Below are 15,681 nucleotides of genomic sequence, written 5' to 3' on the forward strand. Positions count from 1 at the left end.
ACTACCGTGGGGGACATGAGAGTCGACATCCTCACCCGCGAGTTCCCGCCCCACATCTATGGAGGCGCCGGCGTGCACGTCGCGGAGCTGTCCGCCGTGCTGCGCCAGCACATCGACGTCGAGGTGCGGGCCTTCGATGGCCCACGAGACGAGCCCGGCGTCGTGGGCTACAACCCGTTGGGCGGGGGAGTCGGGGACGCCTCCCTCGATGTCCTGGCCCACAACCTGCCGATGGCGAAGGACTGCGCCGGCGCGGACCTGGTGCACTCGCACACCTGGTACGCGAACATGGCGGGCCACCTCGCTGCGCGCCTGCACGGCATCCCGCACGTCCTGAGCGCGCACTCCCTCGAGCCGCTGCGTCCGTGGAAGGCCGAGCAGCTGGGTGGGGGATACCAGGTGTCGTCCTGGATCGAGCGGACGGCCTACGAGGGCGCCGACGCGGTCATAGCCGTGAGCGACGGCATGCGACGGGACATCCTGCGCTCGTATCCCACGGTGAACCCGGACAAGGTGGGCGTGATCCACAACGGGATCAACGTGGACGCCTGGGCCGCGCCGTCCACCGACGAGGAGCGGGCGGCGGCCGATGCGGTGGTGCAGCGGTACGGCATCGACCGGTCGCGTCCTGCGCTCGTGTTCGTGGGGCGCATCACCCGGCAGAAGGGGCTGCCGCACTTCCTGCGCGCGGTCGAGCAGCTCCCGACCGATGTGCAGGTGGTCCTGTGCGCCGGCGCTCCCGACACGAAGGACATCGCCGCCGAGGTCTCGGGCCTCGTGTCGAGCCTGCAGGAGCGGCGCGACGGCGTGATCTGGATCGAGGAGCACCTCCCTCGCGCCGAGCTGGTGGCCGTGCTCGACGCGTGCACCGCGTTCGTGTGCCCGAGCGTGTACGAGCCGCTGGGCATCGTGAACCTCGAGGCGATGGCCGTGGGCCTTCCTGTCGTCGCGACGGCGACCGGCGGCATCCCCGAGGTGGTCGTGGACGGCTCCACCGGCACCCTCGTGCCCATCGACCAGGTCCAGGACGGCACCGGCACGCCCACGGACCCGGAGGCGTTCATCGCGGATCTCGCGGCCGCGCTGACCGACATGGTGTCCGATCAGGAGCGTGCCGCGCGCATGGGAGCCGCGGGGCGCGAGCGTGCCGCTGAGCACTTCTCGTGGGAGACCATCGGCGAGCGCACCCTGCAGTTGTACCGCGCGCTGGTCGGATAGGCTCGTGAGCATGACTGAGGTGCTGCGTCTCGACCATGTCGGCCTGCGCCGCGACGGCAACGCGATCCTGTCCGACATCACCTGGACAGTGCATGCGAACGAGCGCTGGGTCATCCTCGGCCCCAATGGCGCAGGCAAGACGTCGCTGCTCACGATCGCCTCCGCCCGCATGCATCCCAGCGACGGCTCCGCGACCATCCTGGGCGAGGAGCTGGGGCACACGGACACCCAGGACCTGCGCACCCGCGTGGGACTGTCCAGCGCGGCGCTCGCGGACCGCATCCCCGACGACGAGACGGTCCGCGACGTGGTCATGACCGCCGCGCACGGCATCACCGGCCGTTGGCGCGAGGACTACGAGCAGATCGACGAGGACCGGGCAGACGCGCTGCTCGCCGCGTTCGGCATGAGCGGATTCGCCGAGCGCGAGTTCTGGACGTTGTCGGAGGGCGAGCGCAAGCGGGTGCAGATTGGCCGCGCGCTCATGACGGACCCCGAGCTGCTGCTCCTCGACGAGCCCGCCGCCGGTCTGGACCTGGGCGGACGCGAGGAGCTGCTGGCCGCGCTCACCGAGCTCGCAGGAGACCACCGATCGCCCGCGATGGTGATGGTCACCCACCACGTCGAGGAGATCCCCCAGGGCTTCACGCACGCGATGCTGCTGCGCGAGGGCGAGGTGGTGGCCCAGGGGCCCGTGCGCGACACCATCACGGCGAGCCACCTGACGCAGACGTACGGCATGCCCGTCGAGCTGCACGCGTTCGGCGGCCGCTGGACGGCTCGGCGCGGCTGAGGCCCGCAGGTGAGGATCTCGGCGAGGGCGGAGTATGCCGTCCGGGCCGCCACCGAGCTGGCCGCCGCATCGCCCGAGTCCGCGACGCGCACCACGGAGGCGATCGCGCAGGCGCAGGAGATCCCGCGGAAGTTCCTCGAGGGCATCCTGTTGTCGCTGCGTGAGGCGCAGCTGGTCACCGCTCAGCGCGGGATCGGCGGCGGCTACCGACTGCTCCGGCCAGCGGATCAGATCACGGTCGCGGATGTGGTGCGCGCGGTCGACGGCCCCCTGGTGTTCGTGCGCGGCGAGCGCCCCTCGGACCTGAGGTACGACGGCTCGGCGGAGCCCCTTCTGGGGGTGTGGGTCGCGCTGCGCGCCCGGGTGCGCGAGGTCCTCGAGGGCGTCACGCTCGCCGATCTCGCGCGGGGCGACCTTCCCGGTCCCATCGCGGCGATCAACGAGGACCCCGCGGTCTGGGCGAATCCCGAATAACCTATCTTCTTAGTAGGTATTGATTCCTACCAGATTGATAGGTAATCTCCTCCTGAGCGGCATCGGCCGCACGTCCCAGGCGCGTGCGCCCTGAACACAGGAGGCGACATGAGAGCGCTCATCGTCATGGCATTCGTGGGCTTCGGCGCCCAGCTCGTGGACGGCAGCCTGGGGATGGCCTACGGAGTCACCTCGACCACGCTGCTGCTCGCGGTGGGCACCAGCCCGGCCGCCGCATCGGCGACCGTGCACCTCGCGGAGATCGGGACCACGCTGGCGAGCGGCGTGTCGCACTGGCGGTTCGGCAACGTCGACTGGCGGGTCGTGGGGCGGGTGGGAGTCCCCGGCGCCGTGGGTGCCTTCCTGGGCGCGACAGTGCTGTCGCAGCTGTCGACCGAGGCCGCCGCGCCCGTCATGGCCGGCATCCTGCTGGCGCTCGGCGTCTACCTCCTCGTGCGCTTCACCGTGCGTGGGGTGCCGCGTCGCCTCGACCGCGCACCGCTCAAGCGACGCTTCCTCGCCCCGCTGGGACTGGTCGCCGGCTTCGTCGACGCGACGGGCGGCGGCGGCTGGGGGCCCGTGGGGACGCCTGCGATCCTCGCCACGGGCCGCCTCGAGCCGCGCAAGGTCATCGGCTCCATCGACACCTCCGAGTTCCTGGTCGCGATCTCCGCCAGCGGCGGGTTCCTGCTCGGGCTCGGCACCGCCGGGATCGACATGGGCGTCGTGCTCGCGCTGCTGGCCGGAGGCCTGCTCGCCGCGCCGCTGGCGGCGTGGCTGGTGCGGCTGGTCCCGCCCCGCCTCCTGGGGGCCGCGGTGGGCGGCATGATCATCCTCACCAACACCCGCTCGCTCATCCGTGCCGAGGTCATCCCGCTGGCGGGCGCGGCGACCACCGCCGTGTACGCGGCCATCGTCGCGCTCTGGATCGCGGCGCTGGCCGTGTCATGGGCCGCGTGGCGCAAGGAGCGCGCAGCGACCGCCGAAGTTGGGGCCGCGACCGCGCTGGAGGTGCCCTCCGACCGCGCCTGACCAGGGCTGACGCTCCTTCTCGTGGGAGTCCTCCGCGCGGACGATGCCACCGCCGAGGCCCCCCTGCTAGGTTGCCGAGAAGGAGGTGCAGCATGGATTCGCTGTGGTGGTTCGTGGGCGCGATGGCCCTTGGCATCGTCGAGGTCTTCACCCTCGACCTGACCTTCGCGATGCTCGCCGGAGGCGCGCTCGCCGGAGGCGCGGCGGCCCTGCTGGGACTGCCATGGTGGGTGTGCGTGATCATCGCATGTGCGGTGGCGGCACTGCTGCTGTTCACGCTGCGTCCGTACCTGCTCAAGTCCATCAGCGCGCGAGGCGAGCTGATCGAGACCAACACCGCCGCGCTCGTGGGCGTCGAGGGCCGCACCCTCGACGCCGTCACCGAGTTCGCCGGACGCGTGAAGCTTGGCGGGGAGGTCTGGTCCGCACGCACGCGGGACGACGCGCCCGCCATCGATGAGGGCACCGAGGTCACGGTGCTCGAGATCCGCGGTGCGACGGCGATCGTCGCGCCCCAACCGAAGGGGGAGTGATCATGGATCCCGTCCAGATCGCCATCGCCGTCGCGGCGATAGTCCTCGCGATCTTCGTCATCTCGGCGATCGCGCGAGCCATTCAGATCGTGCCGCAGGCGGAGACGCGCGTGGTCGAGCGGCTGGGGCGCTACTCGCGCACCATGCAGGCCGGCATGCACCTGCTGGTGCCGTTCATCGACAAGGTGCGTCAGAAGGTCGACATGCGCGAGCAGGTCGTGTCCTTCCCGCCGCAGTCCGTGATCACCTCGGACAACCTCGTGGTCGAGATCGACACGGTCATCTACTTCCAGGTCACCGACGCCCGCGCCGCGGTCTACGAGATCGCCAACTACATCGTCGGCATGCAGCAGCTCACCGTCACGACCATCCGCAACGTCATCGGCACCATGGACCTCGAGCAGACGCTCACCAGCCGCGACCAGATCAACGGCCAGCTCCGCACGGTGCTCGACGAGGCGACCGGCAAGTGGGGCATCCGCGTGGGACGTGTCGAGCTCAAGGCCATCGACCCGCCCGTGTCCGTCAAGGACTCGATGGAGAAGCAGATGCGCGCCGAGCGCGACCGTCGCGCCGCGATCCTCACGGCCGAGGGCGTCAAGCAGTCCCAGATCCTCGAGGCCGAGGGTCAGAAGCAGTCGGCGATCCTCAAGGCCGAGGGCGACGCCCAGGCCGCGATCCTGACCGCCGAGGGCGAGGCGCGCGCGATCCTCCAGGTCTTCGACGCCATCCACGAGGGCGACGCGGACTCGAAGCTGCTCGCGTACCAGTACCTGCAGATGCTGCCCGAGATCGCCAAGAACGAGTCCAACAAGGTGTGGTTCGTGCCCACCGAGTTCACGGGCGCGCTCAAGTCGATCAGCGCCGCGTTCGGAGCGGAGGAGGCTCCCGAGCCGCTCGAGCGCGACCCGGAGCGCGGCACCGACCGCAAGTCCCGGATCACCTCCGCGCTCACCGACCCCGCCGAGGCGCTGCGCCTGGCGAAGCAGGAGGTCGAGGACGCCACCTCGGACGCCACCGACGCCGGCACCCGCTCGGGCCGCCCGCGCGACCCGAACGCCGAGAAGGGCCAGAACTAGCAGGACCCGTCAGAGCCCCGGCGCCGTGAGGTGCCGGGGCTCTCGCGCGCCCGCCCTCTTCTCACCTGAGCGCGCCAGCGGTCCGTCAGTGTCGCTCGCGGGCCTCGGGTGAGTCCTGGCGGTCACAGTCGACCACAATGGTCCGCATGCCCGTCATCCCCATCGCCGACGCCGCCGACGCGCGCCTCGCCGACTACCGCGACCTCACGGACGTGGCGCTGCGCCGCCGCCTCGAGCCGGAGCGCGGCCTGTACATGGCGGAGGGCGCCAAGGTGATCGAGCGGGCGCTGGCCGCGGGCCACGAGCCGCGCTCGGTCCTCATGAGCGAGCGGTGGCTCGACTCGCTGACCGTCCCGGACGCCACGCCGGTGTACGTCGCGCCCGCGGAGGTGCTCGAGGCCGTCACCGGCTACCAGGTGCATCGCGGCGCGCTGGCGGCGATGGAGCGCCCCTCGCTGCCGTCGCTCGAGCGGATCGCGCGCGACGCCCGCCGCATCGTGGTCCTCGAGGGGATCGTGGACCACACCAACGTGGGCGCGATCTTCCGCTCGGCGGCAGGCATCGGCGCCGATGCGATCGTGGTCGCGCCCACCTGCGCGGACCCGCTGTACCGGCGCAGCGTCAAGGTGTCCATGGGCACCGTCTTCCAGGTACCGTGGACGCGCGCGCAGGAGTGGCCGGGCGCGCTGCGCACGCTGCAGGAGGCCGGGTTCGCCGTGGCCGCCCTTGCCCTCGCGGACGATGCGGTGAGCCTGGACGAGTTCGCCGCGGCCGGCCACGAGCGCATCGCGATCGTCATGGGCGCCGAGGGCGACGGACTGAGCCGTGCCGCCCAGCAGGCGGCGGACGCGGTGGTCACCATCCCCATGGCCGGGGGAGTGGACTCGCTCAACGTGGCCGCCGCATCGGCCGTCGCCCTGTGGGCGCTGCGCCCCGCCGGCTGAACCCCGCACTCTTCCAGGTGGGCTGGACGATGTCGGAGCCTGGTGACACAATCGAACATATGTTCGAATGCGAGGTCTTCCTCGCGGTGACCCCAGGAGCCCCATGCCCATCGAGACGACCCCGGATGCCTCTCAGGAGGAGCGGCTCAGCCGCGCCCGGGCGGCGCTCAAGGGTGTCGAGACGCGCATCGGCGCCGCTCGCGAGGCGTGGGATCGGCCTGCGCTGCCGCTGACCGCGGACCTGACGGAGCTGATGCCGGAGGGGCTGCGCCGGGGTCAGGTGGTGGCCGTCACGGGGGCGACGTCGCTGATGCTCGCGCTCGCCGCAGAGGCCTCGCGTGCGGGATCGTGGACGGCGGCCATCGGCATGCCCACCGTGGGCGTGGTCGCGGCGGCCAGGCGAGGCATCGAGCTGTCGCGACTGGCGCTCATCCCGCACCCGGGCGCGCAGGCGGCCGATGCCGTGGGGGCGTGCGTGGACGGCATGGACGTGGTGCTGCTGGGCGAGCGGCTCGCGCTGTCCGACGCGAACCGCCGCCGCATCGGCGCGCGGGCGCGCGAGCGGGGCGGCGTGGTGATCGCCGCAGGCGAGTGGCCCGCGGCTCACGTGCGGCTGGACGTGGTGAGCTCCGCCTGGAGCGGGCTGGGCGCAGGGGACGGACGCCTGCGCGAGCGTGAGCTCACGGTCGCGGTGGGCGGACGCCGCGCCGGCGCGACGCGACGTGTGCGGGTGCTGCTGGACGGAGACGTCGGGGCGCGCTGGACGCGCCCCGGAGCACGCATCGACGTGGACGAGGAGGTCGCATGAGCGACATCGCCCCTGCACGTCGGGAGAGCTCGACGGGGCCCGTCGTCACCGTGCGCAGGGCCGTGCTGTGGGTCCCGGACTGGCCTGTCGTGGCCGCGATGGGCGAGGCAGGGCTGGGGGCCGATGCGCCGGCGGCGGTGCTGCACGGGCGTGGCATGGTCGCGGTGTCGGCGGCGGCTCGCGCGGCCGGGGTGCGGCGCGGGATGCGTCGTCGGCTCGCGCAGCGCGCCTGTCCCGAGCTCGCGATCCTGCCGCACGACGAGGGCCGCGACTCGCGTGCCTTCGAGGCGGTCGCCGCAGCCGCGGAGGAGGTGGTCTCCGGCGTCGAGGTGTCCCGTCCGGGCCTGCTGATGATCCCCGCGGACGGGGCGGCGCGCTTCCACGGCTCGGAGGAGGCGCTGGCGGAGGCTCTCGTGACCGCCGTCGCGGAGCTCGCGGGCTGCGAGTCCGGGGTGGGGATGGCCGACGGGCTGCTCGCGGCGGTGCTCGCGGCCCGGTCCTCGGCGCTGGTGCCGGGAGGCGGCTCCGCCGACTTCCTCGCGGACGCGCCCGTGGAGGTGCTGCCGCTGGCCGCGATGGAGCGGCGCCAGCGCGAGCAGGTCGAGGATCTGGTGAGCGTGCTGACGCGGCTGGGGCTGACCACCCTCGCGGACTTCACCGCGCTGCCGGCAGGGGACGTGCTCGCGCGATTCGGTCCGGTGGGGATGTGGGCCCACCGCGTCGGCCGTGGCGAGGACGTGCGCCCGCCGGTGCTGCGCCGCTCCGAGGAGGACATCGCCGTGACGTACGCGTTCGAGGAGCCCGCGCAGCGCGTCGAGCAGCTCGCGCTCGTGGCGGACCACGTGTCACGGCAGCTCGACGCGGCGCTCCTGGAGGCCGGCGTGCGCTGCGGGCGGGTGCGCATCGCCGCCACCACCGAGCGCGGCGACGCCCTCGAGCGGGTCTGGCGCACGGACGTGGGCTCGCGCGCGGGTGCGTTCGCCAAGCACATGACGGACCGGGTGCGCTGGCAGCTCGAGGGATGGCTGTCGGGAACCTCGAGCGGGCCGGAGCGCGCCCCGCTGACCGCGCTGCAGGTCACCGCGGAGGACGTGGTGCCGCTGGGCAGCGAGCAGGCCTACCTCTGGGGAGGCGTGTCCGGCGCGGACTCGCGCGCCCAGCGCACCTTGGAGAGGGTGCAGGGGCTGCTGGGGGCCGATGCCGTGCTGGCCGTGCGCGAGCAGGGCGGCCGCTCCCCGCGGGACCGCGTGCTGGCGCTGCCGTGGGGCCAGGAGGCGACCCCGAGCCGGCGCATCGAGCACCCATGGCCCGGCCGCATCCCCGATCCCGCCCCGGCGACCGTGCTGCCGGTGCCGGAGCCGCTCGAGGTCCTCGACGCCGGCGGCGCGCCGGTGCGCATCGACCGGCGGCTGGCCATGAGCGCCCCTCCCACCTGGGTGCGACTGCAGGTGGACCCGCGCGACGAGCGGGCGGCCGCCGCGCGACGTCACCCGTCCTCGGGGCGCATGGGCCTGGCGAGCGACGGCCCTTCGTGGGGGCTGCCGCAGCCCGTCGAGGCGTGGGCGGGCCCGTGGCCCATCGTCGAACGATGGTGGTCCGAGGACTCCTCGCGCCGCGCATGCCTGCAGATCTCGCTGCGCCGCCCGGACGGCGCCCCGGGGCACGCGCTGCTGGCGTCCTTCACCGACGGCTCCTGGGTGCTCGAGGCGATCTATGACTGACTGCGTCGACTACGCCGAGCTGCACGCCCACAGCGCCTTCAGCTTCCTCGACGGCGCCAGCCATCCCGAGGAGATGGCGGCCGAGGCCGGGCGGCTGGGGCTCAGCGCGCTCGCCCTCACCGACCACGACGGCCTCTACGGCGCGGTGCGATTCGCCAACGCCGCGCGTGCCATCGACCTGCCCACCGTCTTTGGTGCGGAGCTGCACCTGGGCGCCCCCGAGACTCCCGGCGGTCCGCCGGTGCTGGACCCACCCACCGGGGTGCCGGACCCGCGCGGCAGCCACCTCGTGGTGCTGGCCCGCGGCGCCGAGGGCTACGGGAGGCTGTCCCACGCCATCGGGATGGCGCACCTGGCCACAGGGGAGAAGGGCCTGGCCCGCTACACCCTCGAGGACCTCGCGGCCACGGGCGACGGCCGGTTCCTGGTGCTCACCGGCTGCCGCAAGGGATCCGTGCGGCGGGCGCTCGCCGGCGTGGGGGTCCCGGGCGCCAACGCGCTGTCCGGCGCCGTGACGCCGCTGGGCTTCGCGGCCGCCCGGCGCGAGCTGGACCGGCTGACGTCGCTGTTCGGGCGGGACAACGTCGCCGTCGAGATCACGGACACCGGGGACCCGTTCGACTCCGAGAGGGCCGATGCGCTGGCCGATTTGGCCTTCGACGCGCGCCTGCCGCTCGTGGCCACCACCAACGCGCACTATGCGAGCCCGCGTGACGCGGACCTGGCCGGCTCGCTCGCGGCGGTGCGGGCCCGCTCCTCGCTCGACGACATGGACGGCTGGCTTCCCGGCGGCTCCGGCGGCCACCTCCGCTCGGCCGCAGAGATGCTGCACCGTCACAGGCGTCACCCGCAGGCCGTCGCCACTGCGGCGAGGCTGGCCGCCGAGTCCGCGTTCGACCTCAACCTCGTCGCCCCGAACCTCCCGCCCTACCCGGTTCCCGAGGGCCATACCGAGGCGTCGTGGCTGCGCGAGCTGGTCAAGCGCGGGGCCTACGCCCGCTACGGACCTCCGCACGACGAGCGGATCCCGGGAGCCTGGAAGCAGCTCGAGCATGAGCTGAACGTGATCGAGGCGCTCGACTTCCCCGGCTACTTCCTCATCGTCCACGACATCGTGAGCTTCTGCCGCGACCACGACATCCTGTGCCAGGGACGAGGCAGCGCCGCGAACTCGGCGGTGTGCTTCGCGCTGGGCGTGACCGCGGTGGATGCGGTCACCCACGGGCTGCTGTTCGAGCGCTTCCTGGCACCGGAGAGGGATGGCCCCCCGGACATCGACGTCGACATCGAGTCCGATCGCCGGGAGGAGGTCATCCAGTACGTCTTCCAGCGGTTCGGCCGCATCAACGCCGCGATGGTCGCCAACGTGATCCAGTACCGGCCGCGATCGGCGGTGCGGGACGCGGCGAAGGCACTGGGCTACGACGTGGGCCAGCAGGACGCCTGGTCCAAGAGCATCGACCGGTGGAGCTCGTTGCGGGTGCCGCAGGACAGACAGGAGGAGTGGGCCGCGCAGCAACGCGATGCGATGTGGCCGGAGCCGGCGCCCTCGCAGGACCTCGAGCACATCCCCGAGCCCGTGCTCGACCTCGCCGAGCGCTTCCTGCGGCTGCCGCGCCACCTGGGCATCCACCCGGGTGGCATGGTGCTGTGCGACCGGCCCGTGATCGACGTGTGCCCCGTGGAGTGGGCACGCATGCCCGGGCGCACGGTGCTGCAGTGGGACAAGGACGACTGCGCCGATGCGGGGCTGGTGAAGTTCGACCTGCTGGGCCTGGGGATGCTGTCCGCGCTCAAGTACGCGTTCGGGTCCATGCGGGACACCACGGGGGAGGAGCTGGGGCTCCACTCGCTGCCGCAGGAGGATCCCGAGGTGTACGACCTGCTGTGCGCCGCGGACACGGTGGGGGTGTTCCAGGTCGAGTCCCGCGCCCAGCAGGCCACGCTGCCGCGGCTGCGGCCGCGCCGGTTCTACGACATCGTGATCGAGGTGGCGCTCATCCGTCCCGGTCCCATCCAGGGAGGCTCGGTGCATCCCTACATCAACCGCGCGAGGGGTCGCGAGCCCGTCACCTACCTGCACCCGTTGCTCAAGAAGTCCTTGGGCAAGACCCTGGGCGTGCCGCTGTTCCAGGAGCAGCTGATGCAGATGGCGATGGACTGCGCAGGCTTCGACGGCTCGCTGGCGGACCAGCTGCGGCGGGCGATGGGCTCCAAGCGCAGCCCCGAACGCATGGAGGCGCTGCGCGCCCGCTTCATGGTGGGCGCGAACGAGCGTGGCATCACCGCGGACGTTGCCGAGCAGATCTTCGACAAGCTCAAGGCCTTCAGCGACTTCGGCTTCCCCGAGTCCCATTCGTACTCCTTCGCGTACCTGGTGTACGCCTCGAGCTGGCTGAAGGTCCATCGTCCCGCCGCCTTCTACGCCGGCCTGCTGGCCGCGCAGCCCATGGGCTTCTACAGTCCGCAGTCCCTCGCGGCCGATGCGCGGCGCCACGGCCAGGTGGTGCTGCGACCCTGCGTGGAGCGCTCGGAGGTGCTGGCCGGCGTCGAACGCGTCGCGCAGCCGTTCGACGCTCCCGACGAGACCCGTGCGGACCTGGCCGCCCTGGTGCATGTGGATCGCACCCTTGCCGTGCGCATGGGCCTGTCTGCGGTGCGAGGGCTCGGGGCCGATGCCGCGCAGGCGATCGTCGACGCGCGTGCCGAGTCGCCGTTCACGTCCCTGACGGACATGGCGCGACGCGTGCGGGTGAGGCCCGCGGGAGTGAAGGGCCACTCGGGGCTGGCGCCTGAGAGGGGGCTCACCGTCGCGCAATGGGAGGCGCTGGCCACCGCAGGCGCGCTCGAGTCGCTGGGAGTCACCAGACGCGAGGGCCTGTGGGCCTCCGGGGCGTTGGCTCGTGAGGGCCCGGACACCCTCGAAGGCGTCGAGACCGGCGTCGAGGCGCCCATGCTGCCCGGCATGAGCGCGGTCGAGGAGGCCGTCGCGGACGTGTGGGCCTCCGGAGTGTCCGCGGACAGCTATCCCACGGTCTTCGTCCGTGGCGGGCTCGACGCGCAGGGCGTGCTCACCGTGGCCGGAGTGACCGAGCACGAGGCCGAGCGGCGGGTGACCGTCGCGGGCGTCGTCACCCATCGTCAGCGCCCCGGCACGGCCAAGGGAGTGACGTTCCTGTCGCTCGAGGACGAGACGGGCTTCCTCAACGTCATCTGCTCGGTGGGGGTGTGGCGGCGCTTCCAGGCCGTGGCGAGACGCTCGGCGGCCCTGGTGATCCGCGGCCGCATCGAACGGGCCGACGGCGCCACGAATCTTGTCGCCGAGCACCTGTCCCCGCTGTCGCTGAAGGTCCCTGCGAAGAGCAGGGACTTCCGCTAGAGCGGGCCGTGGCGGCACGCTCGCGTGGTGTCTGACGAACCGCACGCCATGCTACTATTGCCGTCGCGCTGAGGCGCTCCACGGAGCACCGCAGACCACCTGTCCGGGTGGCGGAAATGGCAGACGCGCTAGCTTGAGGTGCTAGTGCCCTTTATCGGGCGTGGGGGTTCAAGTCCCCCCTCGGACACCAGCAGGGCCGGAGGCGACAGCCTCCGGCCCTTCGTCGTTCCCGCGGCCGTCGCCGCCGCATCCGCCCTGCCAGCCTGGACCGCGTGATCCGTCCCGAGGCGGGCATCAGGACGCGCTCCTCGACGGGGGCCTCGACCTCGCCAGCGCGCCCCAGCAGCCCGAGATGACAGCAACTTTCACACGCGCAACCGCCGTTCAGGACCCGCCATCGGAGGCGCTCGAGCGACGCCGACGAGCTCCCGTCAGATCACGAATCGGTAACAAGGGGGGAATGTCCAGGGCGCATGCGCAGTTGACCCTCACGAAGGAAGCAGTTCAGACGTGAAGCAAAGGAGAACATCATGCTCGCTACGATCCTCTGGATCCTCGCAGTCGTCCTCGTCGTGCTCGGCATCGTCCGCATCATCCAGAAGGACGTGCTGTGGGGCATCGTGCTCATCATCGTCGGCCTCCTGATCGGACCCGGTGGAGTGAGCATCTTCACCTGACGGCTGCCTCAGCGCCGTCACCACCCGACGCCCGCCCGTCCGCTCCCCTTCGGACCGGCGGGCGTCGGCGCGTCCGGACGCTAGCCTGAACGCATGAGCGCTTCCGTCGACGTGGTCCAGATCTGTCAGGACCTCATCCGTATCGATACCTCCAACTACGGCGACGAGCCGGGCCCGGGAGAGCGCGAGGCGGCGGAGTACGTCGCCGCCTTCCTCTCGGGCCTGGGCCTGAAGCCCGTGATCCGGGAATCGGAGCCTGGGCGCGCCAGCGTGACGTGCCTGTGGCCGGGGACCGACCCCAACCGCGATGCGCTCGTGGTCCACGGGCACCTCGACGTGGTGCCGGCCTTCGCCGAGGACTGGTCCGTCGACCCGTTCGCCGCGGAGATCAAGGACGGCATGATCTACGGCCGCGGAGCCGTGGACATGAAGAACATGGACGCGATGATCCTCGCCTCGGTGGCGACCATGATCCACGCGGGCGAGCAGCCGCCGCGGGACATCGTGCTCGCGTTCTTCGCGGACGAGGAGCACGGCGGCGCACGGGGAGCCAAGTGGCTGGTCGAGAACCACCCCGAGGACTTCCACGGCGCCACTGAGGCCGTCAGCGAGGTGGGCGGCTTCTCCGCGTACATCAACGGCCGGCGTGCCTACCTCATCCAGACGGCGGAGAAGGGCATCCAGTGGCTCAAGCTCATCGCCCATGGCAAGCAGGGGCACGGCTCCCTGGTGCACCGTGACAACGCGGTGGCGCACCTCGCGGGAGCGCTGACGCGCATCGGCGCGCACGAGTGGCCGGTCGAGCTGACGCCCACCGCCGAGCGCCTGCTCAAGGGCGTCGCGGAGCTCGAGGGCATCGAGTACGAGCCCACGCCGGAGGTCATCGACCGCCTGGTTGCCGGACTCGGCGCGATGGCACCCATGATCGAGGCCTCGGTGCGCAACACGTCGAACCCGACCATGATGGACGCCGGCTACAAGACCAACGTGGTGCCGGACACTGCGGTGGGCTACGTCGACAGCCGCTATCTCCACGGTCAGCAGGAGCAGGTGCTGCGACAGATCGAGGAGCTGGCCGGCACGCACGTCAAGGTCGAGCCCTACATCGAGGAGCGCAGCCTCGAGGTTCCCTTCGAGGGGGCGCTGGTGGACAAGATGATCGCGGCGCTCGGCTCGGAGGACCCCGACGCCCCTGTGCTGCCGTACTCGCTGATGGGCGGCACGGACAACAAGCACCTCGCCGCCATCGGCATCACCGGCTACGGATTCGCGCCTCTGCAGCTGCCGCCGGACCTCGACTTCCCGTCGCTGTTCCACGGCATCGACGAGCGCATCCCGGTGGACAGCCTGTTCTTCGGCACCCGGGTGCTCACGAGCTTCCTGCGCGACTGCTGAGCGGGCCCTGACCACCGGGGCCGTCGCGGCTCAGGCGGCGTCGGTGCGCTGCACCCTCATGACGCGCCTGCGCAGCCAGACTCGCCTCGCGCCGCCGTAGAGGATCTGGGAGCGCGAGAGCTCCCAGCGACCGTATTCGGCCTGCTCCGTGAGCAGCGAGCGGGTCTCAGCGCGCGTGACGTCCCGCGGGATGTCCACCACGCGCCACTCGAACCGGCTCGAGGCAGCGGGGCGCCCGCGCGATGGCGTGATCACGTGCGGCGAGTGTCCGTCGTTTTCTCTCATGTCCCCTCCCATTCAACTGCAACCACAGGTACCGTCATAACCATGAGCACCGATGCGCGTGAGGCCTTGCGACGGCTCGTCGCCACTCTCGAGGAGCACCTCGAGGCCGTCGCGACGCGTCGCGGCCCGGCCGATGCGGCGGTGGACGATGCATACGACTCCGTCGCCAGCGCGTTCGAGCAGTACGAGGAGGCTCTCGACACGGAGTATGCCGAGACCCTGCCCCTCGTGCTCGACGACGACTTCGAGGACGGCGACGGCGACGGCGACCTCGACGAGGAGCTCGATCCCCACGCTGAAGAGGACGAGGACGAGCTGGACGACGACGTCGAGGACTTCGACCTCCGGTAGGCCGCTCGCGTCATCGTCATCGCGCTACCGCCGCTCCGGGTAGCCGATGGGGGGCGCGGAGATCTCGTCGAGCGCCTCGGCGATCGAGTCCGGAAGCTCCAGGCTCAGCGCGTCCAGAGAGGGCCGGAGCTGCTCCGAGGTTCTCGCCCCGACCACGGCGGCGCTCACCGACCGCTGGCGCAGCGTCCATGCCAGCGCGATCTCGATGGGGTGCACTCCCAGTCCCTGCGCGGCCGTCACCACCGCGTCCACGATCGACGCGGATCGCTCATCCATGTAGGGCGCCACGAATCCGCTGAGGTGCTCGGAGGCGGCTCGGGAGTCCGCAGGGATCGCATCGCGGTACTTGCCGGTCAGGACTCCCCGGCCCAGAGGCGACCAGGCGAGCACTCCCATGCCGAGCGCATCAACCGCGGGCAGCACCTCCCGTTCGATGCCGCGCTGCACCAGGGAGTACTCCATCTGGCTGGCGCTGATGGCGGGGCGACCTGCGAGCGCGGCGATGCGGGCGGTGGCCCAGCCGGGGTGGTTCGAGACGCCCACGTAGCGCGCGCGGCCCGAGTTCACCGCGATCTCGAGAGCATGCAGCGTCTCCTCGACCGGCGCGACGGGGTCGAACGCGTGCACCAGCCACAGGTCCACATGATCCGTGCCCATGCGGCTCAGCGACGCGTCCAGCGTGTCCAGCAGCGTGTCTCGCGACGCGTCGATGACGCCGCCGGACTCGGTGCGCCGGATCCCGGCCTTGGTGCAGATCTGCACGTCGGAGCGCGAGATGGTGCCGCCCAGCATCGTGCCGATGAGCGCCTCGGAACCGCCGTCGGCGTACGACGCGGCCGTGTCCAGCAGCGTGCCGCCGGCGCTGAGGAACGCGTCGAGCTGAGCGCCCGCCTCGTCTGCGCCGGTGTCCCGGCTCCACGTCATGGTGCCCAGCGCGAGAGCCGAGACCACGAGACCGCTGGTGCCGACCCTTCTCCGCTGCATGCAGGCGA

At 71.8% G+C, this 15,681-nt stretch carries 15 protein-coding genes and 1 tRNA gene; 14 read left to right on the forward strand and 2 right to left on the reverse strand.

Annotated elements, in window-relative coordinates:
• The first annotated feature begins 15 nt into the window (after positions 1-15).
• The 13 genes from glgA (at position 16) to Dac01nite_RS05985 (ending at position 14,053) form a co-directional block, all read left to right on the forward strand.
• Positions 16-1,218 carry a glycogen synthase gene (gene glgA / locus Dac01nite_RS05925; protein WP_203654306.1) on the forward strand — a complete coding sequence of 401 codons (1,203 nt, stop codon included), beginning with the start codon at positions 16-18 and terminating at the stop codon, positions 1,216-1,218.
• A gap of 10 nt (positions 1,219-1,228) precedes the next feature.
• Positions 1,229-2,011: an ABC transporter ATP-binding protein gene (locus Dac01nite_RS05930; protein ID WP_203654308.1), complete on the forward strand. Its 783-nt coding sequence runs from the start codon at positions 1,229-1,231 to the stop codon at positions 2,009-2,011.
• A gap of 9 nt (positions 2,012-2,020) precedes the next feature.
• Positions 2,021-2,485, forward strand: a complete 465-nt coding sequence (locus Dac01nite_RS05935; protein ID WP_203654310.1) for an RrF2 family transcriptional regulator — start codon at positions 2,021-2,023, stop codon at positions 2,483-2,485.
• Between the two features lie 108 nt (positions 2,486-2,593).
• A complete protein-coding gene (locus Dac01nite_RS05940) occupies positions 2,594-3,517 on the forward strand; it encodes a sulfite exporter TauE/SafE family protein (RefSeq protein WP_203654317.1) in 924 nt (307 codons plus the stop codon).
• Positions 3,518-3,609: 92 nt separating this feature from the next.
• The gene (locus tag Dac01nite_RS05945) at positions 3,610-4,050 is read left to right on the forward strand and encodes an NfeD family protein (protein ID WP_203654320.1); all 441 of its coding nucleotides are present in this window, start codon (positions 3,610-3,612) and stop codon (positions 4,048-4,050) included.
• 2 nt (positions 4,051-4,052) lie between these two features.
• Positions 4,053-5,129, forward strand: coding sequence for an SPFH domain-containing protein (locus Dac01nite_RS05950; RefSeq protein WP_203654322.1), 1,077 nt, complete (start codon positions 4,053-4,055; stop codon positions 5,127-5,129).
• Between the two features lie 146 nt (positions 5,130-5,275).
• Entirely contained in the window at positions 5,276-6,073 is a 798-nt protein-coding gene (locus Dac01nite_RS05955) for a TrmH family RNA methyltransferase (RefSeq protein ID WP_203654330.1), read from the forward strand.
• A gap of 103 nt (positions 6,074-6,176) precedes the next feature.
• Positions 6,177-6,881, forward strand: a complete 705-nt coding sequence (gene imuA' / locus Dac01nite_RS05960) for a DnaE2-dependent mutagenesis accessory factor ImuA' (protein WP_203654338.1) — start codon at positions 6,177-6,179, stop codon at positions 6,879-6,881.
• On the forward strand, positions 6,878-8,602 hold the full coding sequence (locus Dac01nite_RS05965) for a Y-family DNA polymerase (protein ID WP_203654340.1): 1,725 nt from the start codon (positions 6,878-6,880) through the stop codon (positions 8,600-8,602). The genes imuA' and Dac01nite_RS05965 overlap by 4 nt, the downstream gene beginning before the upstream one ends.
• Positions 8,595-11,981: an error-prone DNA polymerase gene (locus Dac01nite_RS05970; protein WP_203654342.1), complete on the forward strand. Its 3,387-nt coding sequence runs from the start codon at positions 8,595-8,597 to the stop codon at positions 11,979-11,981. Before Dac01nite_RS05965 ends, Dac01nite_RS05970 begins: the two co-directional genes overlap by 8 nt.
• 101 nt (positions 11,982-12,082) lie before the next feature.
• A tRNA-Leu gene (locus Dac01nite_RS05975) sits at positions 12,083-12,171 on the forward strand.
• Between the two features lie 340 nt (positions 12,172-12,511).
• Entirely contained in the window at positions 12,512-12,658 is a 147-nt protein-coding gene (locus Dac01nite_RS05980; RefSeq protein ID WP_203654344.1) for a GPGG-motif small membrane protein, read from the forward strand.
• A gap of 93 nt (positions 12,659-12,751) precedes the next feature.
• The gene (locus Dac01nite_RS05985; RefSeq protein WP_203654346.1) at positions 12,752-14,053 is read left to right on the forward strand and encodes a M20/M25/M40 family metallo-hydrolase; all 1,302 of its coding nucleotides are present in this window, start codon (positions 12,752-12,754) and stop codon (positions 14,051-14,053) included.
• A gap of 30 nt (positions 14,054-14,083) precedes the next feature.
• Here Dac01nite_RS05985 and Dac01nite_RS05990 read toward each other — a convergent pair whose 3' ends face one another.
• Positions 14,084-14,338: a DUF5703 family protein gene (locus tag Dac01nite_RS05990; RefSeq protein WP_239066541.1), complete on the reverse strand. Its 255-nt coding sequence runs from the start codon at positions 14,336-14,338 to the stop codon at positions 14,084-14,086.
• Between the two features lie 42 nt (positions 14,339-14,380).
• On the opposite strand from Dac01nite_RS05990, the gene Dac01nite_RS05995 reads away from it, so the two are divergent.
• Complete coding sequence (locus Dac01nite_RS05995) at positions 14,381-14,689, forward strand: primosomal protein (RefSeq protein ID WP_203654348.1); 309 nt, start codon at positions 14,381-14,383, stop codon at positions 14,687-14,689.
• A 24-nt stretch (positions 14,690-14,713) separates the two neighbouring features.
• On the opposite strand, the gene Dac01nite_RS06000 is transcribed toward Dac01nite_RS05995, so the two are convergent.
• A complete protein-coding gene (locus tag Dac01nite_RS06000) occupies positions 14,714-15,673 on the reverse strand; it encodes an aldo/keto reductase (protein WP_203654356.1) in 960 nt (319 codons plus the stop codon).
• Positions 15,674-15,681: the final 8 nt, after the last annotated feature.

The sequence above is a fragment of the Demequina activiva genome (assembly GCF_016862815.1).
Lineage (GTDB): Bacteria > Actinomycetota > Actinomycetes > Actinomycetales > Demequinaceae > Demequina > Demequina activiva.

Excerpts from the sequence above, each read along its gene's own strand:
- glgA (WP_203654306.1), top strand. The coding sequence starts at position 16 with ATGAGAGTCGACATCCTCACCCGCGAGTTCCCGCCCCACATCTATGGA.
- Dac01nite_RS05930 (WP_203654308.1), top strand. The coding sequence starts at position 1,229 with ATGACTGAGGTGCTGCGTCTCGACCATGTCGGCCTGCGCCGCGACGGC.
- Dac01nite_RS05940 (WP_203654317.1), top strand. The coding sequence starts at position 2,594 with ATGAGAGCGCTCATCGTCATGGCATTCGTGGGCTTCGGCGCCCAGCTC.
- Dac01nite_RS05945 (WP_203654320.1), top strand. The coding sequence starts at position 3,610 with ATGGATTCGCTGTGGTGGTTCGTGGGCGCGATGGCCCTTGGCATCGTC.
- Dac01nite_RS05950 (WP_203654322.1), top strand. The coding sequence starts at position 4,053 with ATGGATCCCGTCCAGATCGCCATCGCCGTCGCGGCGATAGTCCTCGCG.
- Dac01nite_RS05955 (WP_203654330.1), top strand. The coding sequence starts at position 5,276 with ATGCCCGTCATCCCCATCGCCGACGCCGCCGACGCGCGCCTCGCCGAC.
- imuA' (WP_203654338.1), top strand. The coding sequence starts at position 6,177 with ATGCCCATCGAGACGACCCCGGATGCCTCTCAGGAGGAGCGGCTCAGC.
- Dac01nite_RS05965 (WP_203654340.1), top strand. The coding sequence starts at position 6,878 with ATGAGCGACATCGCCCCTGCACGTCGGGAGAGCTCGACGGGGCCCGTC.
- Dac01nite_RS05970 (WP_203654342.1), top strand. The coding sequence starts at position 8,595 with ATGACTGACTGCGTCGACTACGCCGAGCTGCACGCCCACAGCGCCTTC.
- Dac01nite_RS05980 (WP_203654344.1), top strand. The coding sequence starts at position 12,512 with ATGCTCGCTACGATCCTCTGGATCCTCGCAGTCGTCCTCGTCGTGCTC.
- Dac01nite_RS05985 (WP_203654346.1), top strand. The coding sequence starts at position 12,752 with ATGAGCGCTTCCGTCGACGTGGTCCAGATCTGTCAGGACCTCATCCGT.
- Dac01nite_RS05990 (WP_239066541.1), bottom strand. The coding sequence starts at position 14,338 with ATGAGAGAAAACGACGGACACTCGCCGCACGTGATCACGCCATCGCGC.
- Dac01nite_RS05995 (WP_203654348.1), top strand. The coding sequence starts at position 14,381 with ATGAGCACCGATGCGCGTGAGGCCTTGCGACGGCTCGTCGCCACTCTC.
- Dac01nite_RS06000 (WP_203654356.1), bottom strand. The coding sequence starts at position 15,673 with ATGCAGCGGAGAAGGGTCGGCACCAGCGGTCTCGTGGTCTCGGCTCTC.